The organism is Nonomuraea sp. NPDC051298, from assembly GCF_055586305.1.
Window position 1 is genome coordinate 1 of the sequence record NZ_JBVJIM010000036.1, and the last position, 17,269, is coordinate 17,269.

Below are 17,269 nucleotides of genomic sequence, written 5' to 3' on the forward strand. Positions count from 1 at the left end.
CGCGGCGTGGTGGGCTGGGCTGCTGTCAACCAGCCGAACGCGGCCTGACACCTGACCTCCAGTCAGGACGAGGAGCTGCAAGCTCGGGCCTTCAGTTTCAGGCCCGAGTCGTTGACTCGAGGACGTGCTCGGTGGCGCGCGCGTAGCGGGCGCGGATGGCGGGCACCGCCGCCCCCTCGTACGTCTCCACGTCGGCAGAACGCCACTCGGGCCGGGTCACCAGCGTCGCCGCCTGGTACGCGGCGCCGTCGGCGACGTACTCGGCGGGCGGCGGCACCGTGACCGGCCCGCCGAAGACGGTGGGCGCGATCCGCCGGACCGCCTCGGAGCGGGCCGCCCCACCGATCAGCAGCACCCGCTCCGGCCGCAGGGCCAGCGCGTCGAGCGCGTCGGCCAGGCCGCACAGCATGCCCTCGACGGCCGCCCGCGCCAGGTGGGCCGGGGTCGAGGTGGCCGGCGTCAGCCCGTGCACGGAACCGGTGGCCGTGGGCCGGTTGGGAGTGCGCTCACCCTCCAGGTACGGCACCAGCGTCAGCCCGTCGGCCCCCGCGGGCGCCCGCAGGGCCAGGGTGCTCAGCTCGTCGAGCCCCACCCCGGCGATGCGGGCGGCGGCGTCGAGGACCCGGGCGGCGTTGAGCGTGCACACCAGCGGCAGGAAGCGCCCCGTGGCGTCGGCGAAGCCCGCGACGGCGCCCGTGGGATCGGCAGTGGGCGCCTCCGCGACCGCGAACACCGTGCCGGACGTCCCCAGCGACACCACGACGTCACCGGACCTGGCGCCCACGCCCAGCGCGGCGGCCATGTTGTCGCCGGTGCCCGGCCCGATCAGCACCGGGCCCTCGGTGGCGGGCTCGGCGGGCCCGAGCACCCTGGGCAGCAGCGGAACCGCGCCGAAGGCCGCCTTGAGCAGGTCTGTACGGTATGCGCCGGTGGCCGGCGACCAGTAGCCGGTGCCGGAGGCGTCGCCCCGGTCGGTGGTCAGCAGGGACAGCGGCGGCAGCGGCGCGCTCTCCCAGGCCGCCACGTCGAAGGGGAGGCCGGAGCCGAGCGCGCCCGACAGCCGCCACGTGAGCCAGTCGTGCGGCAGGCACACGGCGGCCGTGCGGCGCGCGTTGCCTGGCTCGTGCTCGGCCAGCCAGCGCAGCTTGGTCACCGTGAACGAGGCGACCGGCACCAGCCCCACGCCCTCCGCCCACGCCCTGGGCCCGCCCAGCTCGGCGATCAGGTCGGTGGCGGCCTGGGCGGAGCGGGTGTCGTTCCACAGCAGGGCGTCGCGGACGACGGCTCCCGACTCGTCGAGGCAGACCATGCCGTGCTGCTGCCCGGCGACGCTGACGGCGGAGACGCCGTCGAGCCCGCCGGCCTCGTCGAGGGCCCGCAGCAGCGCGGTCCACCAGTGGGAGGGGTGCACCTCGGTGCCCGCCGGATGCGCGGCCCTGCCCTGCCGCACCAGCTCGCCCGTCCGCGCGTCACGAATGACGACCTTGCAACTCTGCGTGGAGGAATCGACCCCAGCGACCAGCGTCACCCGTGAACTCCTGACACGTGCTCCAGCGCGAGCTGGGGGGAATGGGGGAAACCGACCGTCCACGACCCACGTGTGGATCGATCGTCAGGGGTTGGCGCGCACATGGCTCGATGCTCCCCTGACGACCGGAGGTCCACAAGCGGTCGTTTCACAACCCCGAGGGGTCACGCCCCACGCTGATCTCCTCGGCGATCTTCCTGATCTCCGTCACCTCGAGGCCGGGAGCCTTGGGCAGGTGGCGCAGCAAAGCGTCCATCACCACGGGGACGGGCTGGCCGGCGAACCGCCCCGCGATCCCGTGAACAGCCCTGAACAGCGCCTCTTCGGTGTCGTGCATCGGCCTCTCCTCGGTCGGGTACCGGGGAGAACGCTACGGCCTGCGAACGACACTTTTCTCGCTACCCCTCCAACGTGTCCCTGACGTCCGCGCAAATCTCGGCCAACCACCGCACCCGCTCAGGAGTGAGGCGGAGGGCGTCCAGTCATCGGGTCACCGACTCAATTTAGTTAAACGCTCATATACTTAACCTCGAACTCTGCCGAAAGGGGCGAACCATGCCGGTCCAGCGGCTCAACCACGCGGTCCTCTACGTCCGCGACGTGGAGCGCAGTGTCGCCTTCTACCGGGAGGCCCTCGGGTTCGAGGTCGTCATGGGCATGCAGGGCGCCGCATTCCTGCAGGCCCCCGGCTCGTCGAACGACCACGACCTCGGCCTGTTCCAGATCGGCGAGCACGCGGCCCCCTCGCCCGCTGGGCGCACCTCCGTCGGGCTCTACCACCTGGCCTGGGAGGTCGACACCCTGGCGGAGCTGGAGCGTGTGCAGGCCAAGCTGGCCGAGCTGGGCGCGCTGGCGGGCTCGTCCGACCACAGCACGACGAAGGCGCTCTACGCCCGCGACCCCGACGGGCTGGAGTTCGAGGTGTCGTGGCTGGTGCCGGCCGCGCTGCTCACCGAGGAGATCATCGCCGGCCGCGCCACCATCCGCCCCCTCGACCTGAACGCCGACAAGCAGCGCTACGGCGCACAGACCCGAGGCGGCGTGGGCGTGTCGACCCCCGCCTGACGTACCGTGGAAGTGTCGGCCCTCCCCCTGTGGAGGGCCCCGGCTGACTTCCACAGACCGCACGGAGAACGGCCATGCCAAGCGATCCTGATCACGTGGTCGACGCGATCGACGGCGTCGTCGACGAGTGGGAGACGCTGAGCGCGGACGCCATGCGCTGGGCGCCTCCAGAGGCCAAGGACACCGACCTCATGACCGAGGTGAGCGAGATCTTCGGCCCGTTGGTCAACGCCTTCTCGCAGGCGCTGCGGCCGCTCAGCGATGCCTTCGAACGCGTCCTGGACTCCCTGGAGGACCCTGACGGCCCCCGCGACGACTGACCTGTCCCGGGGGCTCAGGTGGCCCGGCGGCGGCGGGTGCGGCGCGGGTACGCCTTGGCCGTCTCGGCCAGCCGGGCCGCGTGCTCGGCCTGCTTGCGCCAGTGCCCGTAGGCGTCGCCCCGCTGGGCCAGCCGGTCGAGTTCGCTCATCGTGGACAGCGGGATGAAGGCCGGCTCCGCGTCGCGCCACGGCGTGCCCGGCAGCGGCATGAACGTGTGGGTGTGGATGCGGGCGCCGAGGTCGGCCAGGTCGGCGGCGAGGCGGAGCGACTGCTCCTGATCCTCCTGCGACTCCCCCGGCATCCCGAAGATGAAGTCGACGTTGGGCCGGAAGCCGTGCTCGGCCGCGATCCTGACGGCATCGCGTACGGGTGAGGTGTCGTGCCCCCGCCCCGACGCGGCCAGCACCCGGTCCGACCCCGACTGCGCCCCGATGATCGGGTTGTCGTTGGCGACGTACCGTTTGAGCAGCCGCATCGCCTCGACCGTGACGTGCTCGGGGCGCACCTCGGAGGGAAAGCTGCCGAAGAAGATCCGCCCGTGCGGCGGCAGCTCCTCCTCGACCCCCGCCAGCAGCTCCTCCACCGCGTCGAGGTCGGGATCGGGGCCGGGCGAGCCGTACGAGAGCGAGGTGGGCGTGATGAACCGCACGTCACGCATCCCCCGGTCGGCCATCTCGCGCACGTGCGCGCGTACGCTCGCCACCGACCGGTGCCGGAACTGCCCGCCGAACATGAACGGCGTCTGGCAGAAGCGGCACGTGTACCGGCAGCCCCGGGTGATCTCGATCGGCCCGTTCCTGCCCGCGAAGGAGGGGAACGCGTCGAGCGGGAGCTGCGGCGCGGGCCTGGTGCGCAGGGCGACGCCGTCGGCGTCCTTGACCGCCAGCCCCGGCACGGAGGTGAGCGGCTCGTCCCGCCGCAGCGCCCGGACGAGGGAGATGATCGTGGACTCGCCCTCGCCGATGCCCGCCAGGTCCCAGCCCGCGTCGATGACCTGCTGGGGTTCGGCGGTGGCGTGCACGCCTCCGGCGATGTGCAGCCCGCGCCCGCCGCTGAGCGACCTGACCGCGGCCAGCTCGGCGGCCATGGCCTCGGCGTCGGGCGAGTAGAACGACCAGAGCGTCAGCACCCGGTCGGCGCCGGTGACCGCGATGTGCCCGGCGGTCTCCTCGGGGGTGGTGCCGAGCCGCAGCTCGTGCTCGACCCCCGCGGTCTCCAGGGCGGCGAGCAGCGCGTGCACGCCGTACGTCACCGCCTTGCGGTATCGGACCACCACACATACTGCCTGCGCCACGTCCGGCAGCGTAGCCCAGGCCGGAGCGTGCCCGAGCGGCCGAGCACGGGCGTGCGCCCGTCTTTTTCCCGAGTGCGCCGAAGGCGTTCCCCGCCTAGAATCCTCGGCATGACCTGGCGACATTGATCCATAACCAGGGGCCGGCGCGGGGCGCGCGGGCCTCCGAGGCGACGAGCACTCGGAGTCCCCGTTCGTCTCTCCCCTGGAAGGCCCCATGCTCATCGCATCGTTGTACGCCTACGCGTTCCTCGGTGAATTCATCCTGATCTACCCGGTGTACGCGCTGCTGTTCACCGATACCGGGCTCTCCGTCGCCGAGGCGTCGTCCCTGTTCGTCATCTGGTCGGTCACGGGCACGCTGCTGGAGATCCCCTCCGGCGCCTGGGCCGACACCGTGTCCCGACGGCTGCTGCTGTGCCTCGGCCCGCTGCTGGCCGCTCTTGGCTTCGCGTTGTGGGTGCTCTTCCCCTCCTACTGGGTCTTCGCGGCCGGGTTCGTGCTGTGGGGCGCGCAGGGCGCGCTGGTGTCCGGCGCCTACGAGGCGCTGGCGTACGAGGAGCTGGAACGGCGCGGCCAGGCCGGAAGATACGCGACGGTCATGGGCCGGGCGGGCTCTCTCGGTCTCGTCGCGAACGCGGCGGCGATCGGCCTGGCCGTGCCCGTCTTCGCGACCGGCGGCTATCCCGCGGTGGCCACGGCCAGCGTGCTGGCCTGCGTCCTGGGCGCGGCGACGGCCCTGACACTCCCCGAGCACCGGACGCCCACCGCCTCCGGCGATCGGCGTTACCTGTCGGTTCTGAAGGAGGGGGTCACACAGGCGCGCGCCGACCGGGGCGTCACCCACGCGGTGCTGCTGGTCGCGTTCGTGACGGCGATCTGGGGGGCGCTGGAGGAGTACGTCCCGTTCCTGGGGGCCGAGACGGGCGTGGCGCAGACGCTCATCCCGCTGCTCATCCTGCTCGTCTGGGTCGGCGCCACCGGGGGCGGCCTGCTGGCGGGGGCCGCCGAGCGCCTGCCCGCCCGCGCGTACGCCCTGATGCTGGGGCTGGCGGCGCTCGCCATGGCCGCGGGGGCGATCAGCGGTCACCCGGCCGGGTTCGTGCTGATCACCCTGGCCTTCGGGGCGTTCCAGTTGGCCGGGGTGCTGGCCGGCGCACGCCTCCAGGAACGCATCACCGGGCCGGCGCGGGCCACCGTGACCTCGGTCGCCGGGCTGGGCACCAACGTGGTGACGCTCGGGGTCTACGCCGCCTACGGGGCGGCCTCGCCGTACGCCTCGCACGGGGTGACGTTCGCGCTGCTGACGCTGCCGTACGTGCTGATCGCCCTGCTGACGGCCCGGACCCGGCCGTTGCGGCGGAGCACCGGCTGACTCCCGCCTCCGCCCATCAGCGCGTCCGCTTTTACGGCGGCCCATTACTCGTCCTGATTTAAGACCGAAAGGCACCCATAACACCGAAATAGAGCCCGATTGGTATCTAAGCAGGATCCCTACCAGCCGTTAACTTGACAGCACCCCCACCCGAGGAGTGCACATGTTGAGTAAACGCGCTGCGGTGGTAGGCGGCGTCATCCTCGCCGCCTGCCTGGCCACCCCCCTGAGCTCGGCGGCAGCAGCGGTTGACCCGGCACCTCAGTCCGCCTCCCCAGCACCCCCCTCCATGATCGACGCGATGGAGCGCGACCTCGGCCTCACCGAGGCCCAGGCCGTCGCCCGCCTGGCCAACGAGGAGCGCGCCGCGACCGTCGAGTCGAACCTGACCACCGCACTGGGCGGTTCGTTCGGCGGCGCCTGGCTGAACGCGGACGCGTCCAAGCTCTCGGTCGCCACCACGGACCCGGCGACCACCAAGGCCATCGAGGCGCAGGGCGCGCAGCCCGTGGTCGTGCCGCGTTCGCTGGCCCAGCTCAACGGCATCATGCAGCAGCTCGACCAGGCCCCGAAGAAGGCCAAGTCCGGCGCCGCCCTCTGGTACGCCGACGTGACCACCAACACCGTCTCCGTCCAGGCACCCACGGTCGAGGCCGCCGAGGCCCTCGTCGCGGCCGCCGGCGTCGACAGGAACGCGATCACCGTGGCGGCGACGGCCGAGCGGCCGACGACGTTCATCAACATCATCGGCGGGGCCGCGTACTACATCGGCTCCTCCCGGTGCAGCGTCGGCTTCTCCGTGACCAGGGGCAGCACTCCCGGCTTCGTCACCGCGGGCCACTGCGGCCGGGCCGGCTCCGGTACGACCAGCCCGACAGGCACCTTCCAGGGCTCGTCGTTCCCCGGTAACGACTACGCCTGGGTCGCCGCTCCCGGCAACACCGTCACGCCGTACGTGCGCGGCTCGGGCGGCGCGAACGTGACCGTACGCGGCTCCACGCAGGCCGCGGTCGGCTCGTCCATCTGCCGCTCCGGTTCGACCACCGGCTGGCGCTGCGGCACCATCCAGCAGCACAACGCCAGCGTCACCTACCCGCAGGGCACCGTCAGCGGCCTGACCAGGACGAGCGCGTGCGCGCAGCCGGGCGACTCCGGCGGCTCGTTCATCTCCGGCAGCCAGGCCCAGGGCGTGACCTCCGGCGGCTCGGGCAACTGCACCGTCGGCGGCACCACGTACCACCAGCCGGTCAACGAGATCCTGAGCGTGTACGGGCTCACGCTCACCACCGGCTGACCTTCCGCAGTGACGGCGCGGCGTGCCCTTTCCCCCGGGGCGCGCCGCGCTCGCTTTTGCCCCGGTCCGATGAGTTTTCGCCGGAGGGCGGGTCTGCACATCGACGAGAGAAAGGATTTCGCGATGAAACGACCCGTCCTGGGCAGCCTGCTGCTGTCCAGCACCGACCCCCGGCGGCTGCGCACCTGGTACGTCTCCGCGCTCGACCCGCAGGAGGACGCCGATGTCAACGGGTACCGGGTGCTCAAGTTCGGGGAGTTCTTCCTGTTCATCGACACGCGGGCGGACGTGGCCGACAAGAACCCGGAGCCCGGCAGGGTAATACTGAACTTCGACGTCGAGGACGCGCGGGCCGTCGCCACCCGGATGGACCAGGCGGGCACGCGGTGGCTGGCCCCGCTGGAGGACCGCGACGGCAGCCTGTTCGCGACCGCGATCGACCCGGACGGGAACTACGTACAGATCATTCAGCTCAGCGAGCGACACCGCGGGGGGATGTAGCGATGCTCGGCACGGCGAAGGCGTTCAGTGGGTTCTCGGTGAACGACACCGGGGCCGCGAAGCGGTTCTACGGCGAGACCCTGGGCATCCGGGTCACGGAGGAGCACGGGCTGCTGACGCTGCACCTCGGCGGCGGCACGGAGGTCCTGGCCTACCCCAAGGGCGACGGCCATGTCCCGGCCACCTTCACGATACTCAACTTCCCCGTGGAGGACATCGACCGGGCCGTGGACGACCTGGCGGCACGAGGGGTGCGCTTCCTGCGCTACGAGGGCTTCGAGCAGGACGAACGGGGCGTGGCCAGGGGCGAAGGCGGCCCGCCCATCGCCTGGTTCACCGACCCGTCGGGCAACATCCTCTCGGTCCTGCAGCCGTAGACGCGACCCGGCCCCTCTTCGTCGCGAACCTCGGAGAATCTTCGTCGCGAACCTCGGAGAAGAGGGGCCGATCAGCGCCCCTGTCACCGCCAGGTGCCGAACGGCCCGACGGGCCGATCCATGAACTTCTTGAGCTGCTCGACCCGGTCGACGCAGTCGGAGCAGACGTACGCCTCGACCGCTCTGGCGGCGGCCTCCGGCGTCGGCTCGCGAAGCATCCCCGACACCGTCACGCCCAGCGGCAGATTGGTCTCGGGGTCCATCATGACCGTCATGGTCGTCATGGCCTTCGCGGGCGTGAGGCCGAAGGTCCGCTGGCACAAGTGACATTTGTGGATGCTCGTGATCTGCTCATCCGCCATTTCGCCACCCGCCTTCCTCCCTCCACCGCACCGTACAACGTGCGACCGGCCATCAACGCCCGTGATCGGACGTGAACCGCACGGCCGCCACCCGTGCGGACACCTGACGGAACACGACGAGCGCCGGACGCGCCAGCAGATACGCCCCGGCGCCCAGCCCGAAGACCAGGTAGGCCAGTTGGGCCGCGTCCATGGTGGGCGGCTCGACGAACGGGTACCACAGCGCGCTGAACTCCGGGGTGTAGTAGCACAGCGGCGCCTCGTACCTGGGCCCGTCGACCAGGCAACCGGCCGACGTCGCCGCGCTGTCACCGAACACGGCCCCGCTCACCCCCACCCAGACCGACAGCGCGAGCGCCGCCAGGGTGAGCACGTTGGGAAGAAGGGACTCGTAGGGCCGGTGCATCCGGACCGCCAGCACCAGGCAGGCGGGAAGGGCGGCGAACAGAAGATAGCGCGGCCCCCAGAAATGCGCCCCCGTCCAGGCCCAGTAGTGCGCGTAAAGCAGGAGCAGCCCCACGGTGAAGGCCATCCACATGCCGTAGAGCGCGCCCAGATCGGCACCGGCGCGCAACTCCTTCAACCTCTCGCGCACCGGCAGGAAGAAGGCGGGCGCGAAGAAGACGAGCCCCTTTCCGAACGACAGCAGCAGCGACAGCAAACCGAAGAGCAGCGGATAGCTGAACCCTTCACCTCCCGAATACGGCATGACCGTGTAGTGGTCCTGGTTGCCGCTCTCGTATCCCGTGCGAAACGGACTGCCGCGCCGTATCCACGCCTCGGCCAGCACGACGGCGCCCGCCGCGAAGACCACCAGCAGACACCATGCCCGCCGGGTGTCCCACGCCCGCCGCAGAGCCAGCAACCCCAGGCCGACCAGCGCGGCAGGCGTATTGGCCACACCCGTGACGACCGCCGCCCACCCGCCGCGACGCCCGGTGACCACCGCGACGGTCCCGACCGCGACCAGAACGGCCGTGAACACCTCACCGTAGTAAAGGGTGACGTGCTTGGCGAACATCGAGGCGAAGACGAGCAACAACAGGAACGTACGCAGCACCTCGCGAGGCATCCTGTCGCGCAGCATCCAATAGAAGGCCAGCAGACCCAGCGCGAGAACCACGCCGTTGTAGTGCGCGACCCACGCCTCCCGCGCGCCCGCCAACTGACCGGCCAACCACATCGGGGCCGAAAACAACGGACCGATCAGCGAATACTTGCCGTCAGACACCTCACCGGTCGTCAACAACTCGGTGAGATTGAGATACCGAACCCCGCCGTCCCCCCACAACCCGTGCGGCCGAAGAACCGCGATCGCGAGCAGCCCCGCCACGATCAGCCCGATCTCTAATCGAGCGATTCCCTTTCCCATGTCCACCCACTCCTGTCGATCGAACGTTGATCGACAGTCCTACCGCAAAGAACCCCGTTCGCCCCAGAGCCCGCCGCTGGAAGGGGCGACCTCAAAGACGCCGTTCGCACCAGAACGATCCGCGCCGATCATTCGATCACTCGATTGTGCAGAGTGCGCCCTCGGCCAGCACGTGCGCCGCCTTGATGCCGTCGGGCACCCCCGGAGCCTCCAGCCACTCCGGCCTCAGGCGGCCCTCCCAGCCGATGATCTCGGAGGCGAGGGCCAGCGCCCGCTCGTCGCGCCCGTGTACGAGTTCCACGGCGAGCCTCAGATACGCCCCCTGCTGCGTGCCGTCGAGTTCGGCGGCCAACGCGGCGATCCGGTCGGCGGCTCGTACGCCGTGCCCGGGATGCTGCGCGGCGAGGACGGCGAGCACGAACCGGATCCCCGGCGGCTCGGCCTCCCACCGGTCCAGCAGCACCGGGACCTGGTCACCGACGGTCCTGAACACCTCCTCGGTCCACGCCCCCGTCCGGAGCGGCTCCTCCTCGTCCAGCGCGAGGTCCGCGAACGCGACCAGCTTGTCGTTGCGGCGGCCACCGGCGACCACCAGCCACAGGTAGAGCTCCCTGCGCCGCCGTGCGGGCACCACGTCGGCGACGATCAACTCGGTGAGAAACGGCAGCGCGGGGGCGGTGGCCTCGTAGCAGTCGCCCTGGTGGAGCAGGTTGTCGCCGAACAACTCGTCGAGGACCTCGTCCCACTCCTCCGTGCCGTCCGCCAGCTCACGCAGCAGGCCGGGGACGTCAGCGGCGGACCCGTGCGCGTGCCCCAACTCCCCCCACGGCACGTCGTCGAGACCGGCCGGTTCCACGGTCCCCGGGGTGGCGAGATCCGGTGTGAGCGCCGGCTGTCGCCGAGGTGGTGCGGGAACGACGGTGACCTCAGGAACCGGCGGACGCGCCTTCGTCCCCCTCACCTCGACAGGGGCCGTCCATCTGCGATGCTCGGCCGCCTGGCTGACGTCGAACTGGCTGCCGCCACTGGGCCGGCCACCGTACGTCCGCGCGATCGCCAAGGCTTCCCTGCGCACCGCCGCGATCTGCCGGTGTCCTACGGTGTCGACCGGGTAGGGCCCCGCGTCGAGCGCCATCACCAGCCAGCCACCGTCCGGATGCGGACGGGCCAGAACCCGGGGAAACCCATGGTCCGCGAGTCGCCCGGCGAGCGCCCGCGCCACCGCCTCGTCGGCCACGACGAAGTCGTGCGTACCCGCCATCGCGCTCCACCCGGCCATGCGCCCGTCTCCGCCCTGCCGCTTCTCCTGCTCCGCGTCCACCCTGCCAGATCAACCGCATCGCGATCCCGCTGGGACTGCCGGCAGACTCCCGCCATGACCACGGACACCCTCACCATCGACCGAACCGACGCCGAGCGGATGGGTCAGCCACGCATGTCGAGCGGCAGGTGCAGCGTGAGGTGCGCGGACAGGGCGCGCAGGAAGTCGGGGGCGTCGAAGATCGCGCCCGCGGAGGCGACGCCGGTGGTCCTGGTCCTGCCGGTGAGGACGCGGTCGACGGCCTCGACCGCGAGCGGCGCGCTGATGGCGTAGATGTCCTGGCCGGAGGCGGCGACACGGCGCTCGGTGTCGCCCGACCGCACCAGGACGTCGACCACGAAGGTCTGCTCGGAACGGCCCCGCTCGTCGACCGCGGTCGGCGCCGAGGGGTCGGGGGCGAACAGGTCCGCGGCCGCCTTGGCGGTCATGTAGGTGCGCACCTCAGGGACCGCCAGGTGGCTGGGAACGGTGACGACGTCGGCCATGGAGAACTCGCCGATGACGCTCTGCGGGCCCAGCGGAGCCGGGAAGGGCCACTCCAGCGTCGGCAGAGCGTCGTCGTGGTACTCCAGTTGCCCGCCGGAGTAGCGGACCCGGCGGCCGCCCCGCCGCTGGGAGGAGACCGTGCCCGAGGCGAGCGTCCCCGCGGTGGGGTGCCAACTGCTCAGGCCGTAGGCGACGTGTACCTCGTCGGCCGCCGTCCAGTCGCCCATGGCGGTGGTGACCAGCAGGTCGCCGAGGCCGCCGTAGAAGGCCATCGCAGGCACCACCGCGACGCCCGCGGCGGCGGCGCGCTCGGCGAAGTGCGCGAACGTGTCGACGTTCGCCTCGATCTCGGCCGCCACGTCCACGTACGGGATTCCGGCCCGCAGCGCCGCCTCGACCAGCGGGCCGGCGGTCGAGGCGAACGGCCCGGCGGTGTTGATCACGGCATCGGCGCCCTTCAGCGCGCGGTCGAGCGCGGCCGGGTCGTCGGCCGACACCTGCCACGTCTCGAGCCCCGGCTGGCCCTGCGCCAGCGCCGCCAGCTTGCCCTGGTCACGGCCGAGCAGCAGCGGAACGTACCCACGCTCACGCAGCTCCGCGACCACGAACCGCCCGGTGTGCCCATAGGCCCCGAACACCGCCACGTTCCGACCCGATCCCATAACCCTGCTCCCGCCCGCTCGAAGTGACCTTATGGGGGAAATCCTGTCCCGGGCGGCGCGACGGTACCAGCGTCCGGAACGACACGACCCGCACAATTCCCGACACGAAGCCCCGTCCCACACTCCGTCACCCACGGGTGCCGCACTTCGAACTGACCCTGGCCTACGAGGTCTTCGGCTCCACCCCCGACGCCCCGCGTACGACATCACGGTGTGCGGCACGCACGCCATCCGGGTCGCCCGGTCCCCGCCGAAGCCCGACCACCGGCTCGACATCTACTTCTGCCCCACCTCGCGAGGGGTTGAGCGCTCTCGCGCCCTTGCCCGCGACCAGGCCGCACCCGATCGATTGGCTTGTTGAGGCGACAGTCCACACGGTGGCATCATCGCTGCCTGGCGGACCTCTTAGCCGTATTCATCCACATCAAGCTCGGCTCCGGTCGAGATCAAGAACCGCACCACTCGGCCGTCCAAGTGCCAGCCCAGCAGTTGATGCTGCCCCGGTAGCTTCTCCAAGGCCGGGTCCAGCGAACGCAGGTCCTCCGCCTCGCCCTCCTCCTCGTCGAAGTAGCGAACGACCTGCAAAACAGCACATGAACCGCTGTGACCACGGTGCAACTCCTCCACAAGCCCGCCGATGGCCTCACTGCACGGCTCCAGCCGGTCGACCACACGAGAGATCATTTCATCGACGGTCAGCCCCGGGTCACGGCACGCGATCTTCCAGGCATGCACGGCCGGATGAGGCGGCTGCATGCTCCCGCTCCCTCGGACCATGACTTCGTCCGGCTCCAAGCCGATCCGCGCCGACATCTCCACGGCCGTGAGGGTTTCGCTTCTCATTTCGAAGTAGACGTACTGACGGACGCGCACACGACGACCCTAACGATCCACAGGCTGATCGCACTTGACACAGGAGCGTCAGGCCTCCACCTCAGCCCTCTACGGCGCTCGGGACTGTACGGCGATCACCCCAGAGCCGGAGCGGACCCGCCGGGGCAGGATTACTGCCTCGACCTGCAGAACGCCTCGCTGGGATACCGGCGGCACGAGGCGGTGCCTGCGACGCATCAGCAGCTCGGGAAGCTCGCCGATCCAGACGGAACCCACTCGTACGGCGGTGAACTGCAGCCCGAACTGCAACCAGGAGGCAACGACCGCCACACGTGAAGATGACCGAAGAGGTGGCCATGTTCGGAGGGTGTAGCTGAGATCAGCAGCCAAGCGAGTCAGTTCCTCCCCGGCTTCGAGGACGAAGACAGACCTGGCGGACCAAGCCGTGTCATCCAAGCCAAGTCCGGGAGCCCACAAAGTCACCCCCAGGGACACGTGACCGCGCCCATCATGCCGAGCATCAAGCGCAAGCTTGCGCTCCAAGGACGTCCAGGTACGGACACCGTTCCAACCTCGCCACTCGACCACGAGCCCCTCCATGAAGCGGGACAGGGTGCAAACCAGGTCGGCATGGAGTCCGTCGATCTCGGCGACCGTCGACGCAAACCATCGTCATGCAGCTCCGTCGCGACGGTGTACACGTAGCCGTCACCGTACGGATCCTGTGGAGGATGGACGACCCACCGCAGGTCGCCTGAGGCGTGCAGGACGAATGGTTCACGCATGATGGCTCACAGTATGCACATGCCGCGAACCGCAACCGACAGGCGCAAGCCGAGAGTGCCGGATTGGAAGCGGATCGTCCTTCGGCGAACCAAGGACGTGCTGACCTGTGCGTGATCGCCCGGCCCCTCTCAACTGTGGCCCGGCCATTCCGCGCATCTTCCGGATCTTGTTCTGGATGACGTCCAGGAGCGATGACCGTTTCGCGGTGGACGCTGACTCAGTAGCGGCGGTCAGGCCAGTGGGGGTCCTCCCAACGGGCGGGGCCGGCGAGGCCGAGCAGCCGTATCCGATGGAGCAGTTCTACGGGCGCGTTCCGGGCACGGAGCCGGGCAGGGGCGTTACGGATCAGCCAGGCCGTCAACTCGACACGCGTCTCTTCCTCGTCCTCCCAGGCATCCCAGGGGAGTTGGTCTCCCAGCAGGTCGTACTCCCAGTGCGCCACCGCTTTGGCCAGGTGCTGGTCGGCCACGCTGAACGTCTGCGCTTCCCAGACGTCCAGCCAGGGGCCGAGTGTGGCGGAAGCTTCGTTGCACAGTGCCAGGACTTCGTGCGCGGGCACAGCGGGATTCGGATCGATGAGAGTGTGGGCCCACCAGGCGTTCAGGAATTCCCGGACCGCTGCGACCTGCTCGTCAGGCCACTGCTGCCACTTGCCGCGAGCGAATGAACGTCCGACCTCCTCCATACCGAAGAGCGGCTCGACGAGGCCGTCGACGAGAGCCCTCGACAACTGGGGCAGAACACGGCGCAACACGGACGCGTGGTCGGTCCAGTCGGTGGGCTGCCAAGCGCGACGCAGGAGATCAAGGTCCAACTTCACGCCCGGCGCCTTCAACTGCGCGAGCTCTTCCGCGCTTCCCCAGTGGCACTCACAGTTGTGCTCATCAGAACGGGCGGTCATGCCATGGAAGGTGACAGACACACGGTTCAACGCGGCGTCGAGACGGAGTTGCGCAGACGACTGGTCGAGGTTCGTCATGGGGGTTCGCCTTCAAAGACTCCGGAGACTTGCGCCATCCGAAGATTGCCACCCTAGCAAACTCCGCGCTCCTGGGCTTACGGCAAAGGAAACAGCGGCGGCGTCGTCAGCTTGGGAACTGCAGGGATCTTGGCCGTAGAGGCATCGACGCGCGGCTGAGGCCGGTCGTGAGTGCCCGCAGTCGCCCCCCGTCGCCCCTCCCAACGGCACGGTAGTGGCATGATGATCAGACCCTTGACCTGCTGCTCCACCGCTGCTTTCCCTTCCCCCAGGCGCTGCTCCTCCATCGCGATGAAAGAGTCGTGGATGCCCCTGCCGGAGGCGTGGAGTTTCGTTACCTTGAGCTGTTTTCATCCTCGGCAGGCGCCTGCCGGGGACAGCAGGGCGTCCACATCCGGATCGTCCAGGAGATCCTCGGCCACACTCGCGTCACGACCACAGAGCGCAAAACCCACGTGGCCACGCTCCAGACGAAGGACGCCGGCAACCGCAACCCTGACGTCCACAGAGATCAAAGGGCCCTCTACCGAAGTTCGGTAGAGGGCCTTTCACCTGCGGAGGATCGGGGATTTGAACCCCGGATGGCCGGTAAGACCAAACCGCATTAGCAGTGCGGCGCCATAGACCTGACTAGGCGAATCCTCCCGGAGCCAGCGCGGCTCAGCACAGCGTACCGGCCTTCTGGCGAGGCGGCAAAGCGATTGCGTTCCCAGCCTTCACCAAGAGTTATCAACAGCCTGTGGGTAACTAGCTGTGGATGAAGCCCGCCCAGAGTTGGAGCGGGCTTCGGACCTGTGGATAACCCCGCAGTACGCCGGAGGGCCCCGTCGTACGGATGGCGAGATCGTTATGCGGCCGGGTTGGCCTCGCCCTCGATCTCGATCTTGACCTTCTTGCCCACCAGGACGCCGCCGGTCTCCAGCGCCTGGTTCCAGGTCAGGCCGAAGTCCTCGCGGTCGAACTCCGTGGTGATCGAGAAGCCCCAGACGACCTGGCCCCACGGGTTGGTGCCGGCGCCGCCGTACTCGACCGTGAGCTCGACCTCCTTGGTCACGTCGCGGATGGTGAGGTCGCCGACGACGGTGAACTCGTCGCCCGAGTGCCCCACTACGCGGGTGCTCTTGAAGGTGATCTGCGGGAACTTCTCGGCGGACAGGAAGTCGTCGCTGCGCAGGTGACCGTCGCGGTCAGGGGCGCCGGTGGTGATCGACTCGGTCTCGATCGTGAGCTGGGCACTGGACTCCAGCGGGTTCTCCGCGATCGTCACCGAGCCGTTGAACGTCTGGAAGCGACCGCGGACCTTGCTGACCATCATGTGCTTGACGACGAAACCGATGGTCGTGTGGGCGACGTCGAGGTTGTAGGCACCGGCGGCCGGGATGGTCAGGGACTCCCAGGTACGAGTGGTCATCGGGGTTCTCCTCAGTAAGGTTGCCATGCGGATGTCTGCGGCAACAAATTTCTACCTGAGGAATATTCCTCCCGTCAACTATCATCAGATAAGGTATGAATGTGATGAACTTTGACGACCCCCGGCTCACCGCCGTCGGGCTGCTGGCCGAGGTGCACTCCGGATTGATGGCCCGGCTGGCTCCTGTGCTGAACGACGCGGGGTTGTCGGAGATCGACTTCGAGACCGCCATCCGGTTGGCGCGTTCCCCTCACCAGCGGCTGCGGATGAGCGATCTCGCCGCCCAGATCGGGCTGTCCACGAGCGGGGTGACCAGGGTCGTCGATCGCCTCGAGCGCGAGGGGCTGGTCACGAGGGAGGCGTGCGCCACCGACCGGCGCGCGTCGTACGCCGCGCTCACCGCCGCCGGACGTGAGCGGCTGAAGAGCGTCCTGCCGCAGCACCTGCAGGACATCCAGGACAGCTTCACCGGGTTGCTGGCGGCCGACGAGTTGGAGGCGTTCCTCACCAGTCTGAGGAAGATCAGGAGCGTCGTACGGCCCTGCGCGACCGCCGGAGCCACCGAGACGCCGAACGGGCCGCTGAGCGAGCGGGCCGAGGTCAGCCGGGAAGTCCGGGAAGTCCCAGCGCCGTCCTGAGCTTGGCCATCGCCCGGGACACCGTGCTCTTCACCGTCCCCACGCTGATCCCGAGCGTCCTGGCGATCTCCGGCTCCGTCATGTCCTCGTAGTAACGCAGGACGATCGCCGTCCTCATACGCTCGGGCAACTCCCGCAGCGCCTGTTCCAGCGCCTCGTGAACCTCCGACACCACCGGCTCGCCACCGGCCGCCGCCTGCTCGGGCAGTTCGTCCGACGGGTACTCCTCCAGTCTGCGCCGCCGCCACTGCGAGATGTTGATGTTGACCATGGCCCGCCGCACGTATCCGTCCAGCGCCCTGCGGTCCTCGATGCGCTCCCACGCCAGGTACGTCTTCGTCAGCGCGCTCTGCAACAGGTCCTCCGCGTCCAGCGGATGCCCGGTGAGCTGGTGGGCGGTGCGCAGCAACGCGGGCCCGCGCGCCCTGACGTACTCGCGGAACTCGTCTTCCCATCCGGTGGTCTGCATCGTGGCCAGAATCGCAGGAAGATGCCCCTTTGCGCCTGAACCCCAATTCAGGTTTCGGCCCACCGAAGACAAAGGTCAGTCAAGGTCGGTGGCGGTTTGTACGACGCCGTAGGTGAAGGCACTTCCCCAGGGATGCGTATTTTGCTCTCCTACCGGCCTCCACGGTGTGACCGAACCTCCGACTCGTGTGAATCTGG

Annotated in this window: 19 protein-coding genes and 1 tRNA gene; 7 read left to right on the top strand and 13 right to left on the bottom strand. The window is 69.5% G+C overall.

The genetic code is table 11. From position 1 onward, the window contains the following. Positions 1–97: 97 nt before the first annotated feature. Entirely contained in the window at positions 98–1,528 is a 1,431-nt protein-coding gene (locus ACZ6S0_RS48755) for a xylulokinase (protein WP_465927227.1), read from the bottom strand. 148 nt (positions 1,529–1,676) lie between these two features. Then, entirely contained in the window at positions 1,677–1,865 is a 189-nt protein-coding gene (locus ACZ6S0_RS48760) for a hypothetical protein (RefSeq protein ID WP_138690643.1), read from the bottom strand. Between the two features lie 218 nt (positions 1,866–2,083). Between ACZ6S0_RS48760 and ACZ6S0_RS48765 the strand changes: the two genes are divergently transcribed. Further along, complete coding sequence (locus ACZ6S0_RS48765) at positions 2,084–2,593, top strand: VOC family protein (RefSeq protein ID WP_465927229.1); 510 nt, start codon at positions 2,084–2,086, stop codon at positions 2,591–2,593. Between the two features lie 74 nt (positions 2,594–2,667). Then, positions 2,668–2,913 carry a hypothetical protein gene (locus ACZ6S0_RS48770; RefSeq protein ID WP_465927231.1) on the top strand — a complete coding sequence of 82 codons (246 nt, stop codon included), beginning with the start codon at positions 2,668–2,670 and terminating at the stop codon, positions 2,911–2,913. A gap of 14 nt (positions 2,914–2,927) precedes the next feature. Here ACZ6S0_RS48770 and ACZ6S0_RS48775 read toward each other — a convergent pair whose 3' ends face one another. Further along, complete coding sequence (locus ACZ6S0_RS48775) at positions 2,928–4,208, bottom strand: TIGR04013 family B12-binding domain/radical SAM domain-containing protein (protein ID WP_465927233.1); 1,281 nt, start codon at positions 4,206–4,208, stop codon at positions 2,928–2,930. 214 nt (positions 4,209–4,422) lie between these two features. Here ACZ6S0_RS48775 and ACZ6S0_RS48780 point away from each other — a divergent pair, with 214 nt between their 5' ends. From ACZ6S0_RS48780 to ACZ6S0_RS48795, 4 genes are all read left to right on the top strand, one after another. Further along, the gene (locus ACZ6S0_RS48780) at positions 4,423–5,580 is read left to right on the top strand and encodes an MFS transporter (RefSeq protein WP_465927235.1); all 1,158 of its coding nucleotides are present in this window, start codon (positions 4,423–4,425) and stop codon (positions 5,578–5,580) included. Positions 5,581–5,881: 301 nt separating this feature from the next. Beyond that, positions 5,882–6,874: a S1 family peptidase gene (locus ACZ6S0_RS48785; RefSeq protein ID WP_465927237.1), complete on the top strand. Its 993-nt coding sequence runs from the start codon at positions 5,882–5,884 to the stop codon at positions 6,872–6,874. 123 nt (positions 6,875–6,997) lie between these two features. Further along, entirely contained in the window at positions 6,998–7,375 is a 378-nt protein-coding gene (locus tag ACZ6S0_RS48790; protein WP_465927239.1) for a VOC family protein, read from the top strand. A 2-nt stretch (positions 7,376–7,377) separates the two neighbouring features. Then, a complete protein-coding gene (locus ACZ6S0_RS48795) occupies positions 7,378–7,752 on the top strand; it encodes a VOC family protein (protein WP_465927241.1) in 375 nt (124 codons plus the stop codon). Between the two features lie 83 nt (positions 7,753–7,835). Here ACZ6S0_RS48795 and ACZ6S0_RS48800 read toward each other — a convergent pair whose 3' ends face one another. The 9 genes from ACZ6S0_RS48800 to ACZ6S0_RS48840 form a co-directional block, all read right to left on the bottom strand. Then, positions 7,836–8,114, bottom strand: coding sequence for a hypothetical protein (locus ACZ6S0_RS48800; RefSeq protein WP_465927243.1), 279 nt, complete (start codon positions 8,112–8,114; stop codon positions 7,836–7,838). A gap of 52 nt (positions 8,115–8,166) precedes the next feature. After that, on the bottom strand, positions 8,167–9,486 hold the full coding sequence (locus ACZ6S0_RS48805) for a hypothetical protein (protein ID WP_465927245.1): 1,320 nt from the start codon (positions 9,484–9,486) through the stop codon (positions 8,167–8,169). Between the two features lie 136 nt (positions 9,487–9,622). Further along, the gene (locus ACZ6S0_RS48810) at positions 9,623–10,807 is read right to left on the bottom strand and encodes a hypothetical protein (RefSeq protein ID WP_465927247.1); all 1,185 of its coding nucleotides are present in this window, start codon (positions 10,805–10,807) and stop codon (positions 9,623–9,625) included. Between the two features lie 104 nt (positions 10,808–10,911). Next, positions 10,912–11,955, bottom strand: a complete 1,044-nt coding sequence (locus tag ACZ6S0_RS48815; protein WP_465927249.1) for a saccharopine dehydrogenase NADP-binding domain-containing protein — start codon at positions 11,953–11,955, stop codon at positions 10,912–10,914. 405 nt (positions 11,956–12,360) lie between these two features. Then, positions 12,361–12,828, bottom strand: a complete 468-nt coding sequence (locus tag ACZ6S0_RS48820; protein WP_465927251.1) for a DUF4279 domain-containing protein — start codon at positions 12,826–12,828, stop codon at positions 12,361–12,363. Between the two features lie 69 nt (positions 12,829–12,897). After that, positions 12,898–13,434: a DUF6228 family protein gene (locus ACZ6S0_RS48825; RefSeq protein WP_465927386.1), complete on the bottom strand. Its 537-nt coding sequence runs from the start codon at positions 13,432–13,434 to the stop codon at positions 12,898–12,900. A gap of 358 nt (positions 13,435–13,792) precedes the next feature. Continuing rightward, a complete protein-coding gene (locus tag ACZ6S0_RS48830; RefSeq protein ID WP_465927253.1) occupies positions 13,793–14,554 on the bottom strand; it encodes a hypothetical protein in 762 nt (253 codons plus the stop codon). Between the two features lie 555 nt (positions 14,555–15,109). Further along, a tRNA-Ser gene (locus tag ACZ6S0_RS48835) sits at positions 15,110–15,199 on the bottom strand. A 202-nt stretch (positions 15,200–15,401) separates the two neighbouring features. Continuing rightward, positions 15,402–15,965 (bottom strand): YceI family protein, encoded by a 564-nt coding sequence (locus tag ACZ6S0_RS48840; RefSeq protein ID WP_465927255.1) that lies wholly within the window; start codon positions 15,963–15,965, stop codon positions 15,402–15,404. A gap of 104 nt (positions 15,966–16,069) precedes the next feature. On the opposite strand from ACZ6S0_RS48840, the gene ACZ6S0_RS48845 reads away from it, so the two are divergent. Beyond that, entirely contained in the window at positions 16,070–16,603 is a 534-nt protein-coding gene (locus ACZ6S0_RS48845) for a MarR family winged helix-turn-helix transcriptional regulator (protein WP_465927257.1), read from the top strand. Here the strand turns inward: ACZ6S0_RS48845 and ACZ6S0_RS48850 are convergent. Then, positions 16,566–17,072 (bottom strand): SigE family RNA polymerase sigma factor, encoded by a 507-nt coding sequence (locus tag ACZ6S0_RS48850; protein ID WP_465927259.1) that lies wholly within the window; start codon positions 17,070–17,072, stop codon positions 16,566–16,568. The two genes, ACZ6S0_RS48845 and ACZ6S0_RS48850, sit on opposite strands and share 38 nt — an antisense overlap. Positions 17,073–17,269: the final 197 nt, after the last annotated feature.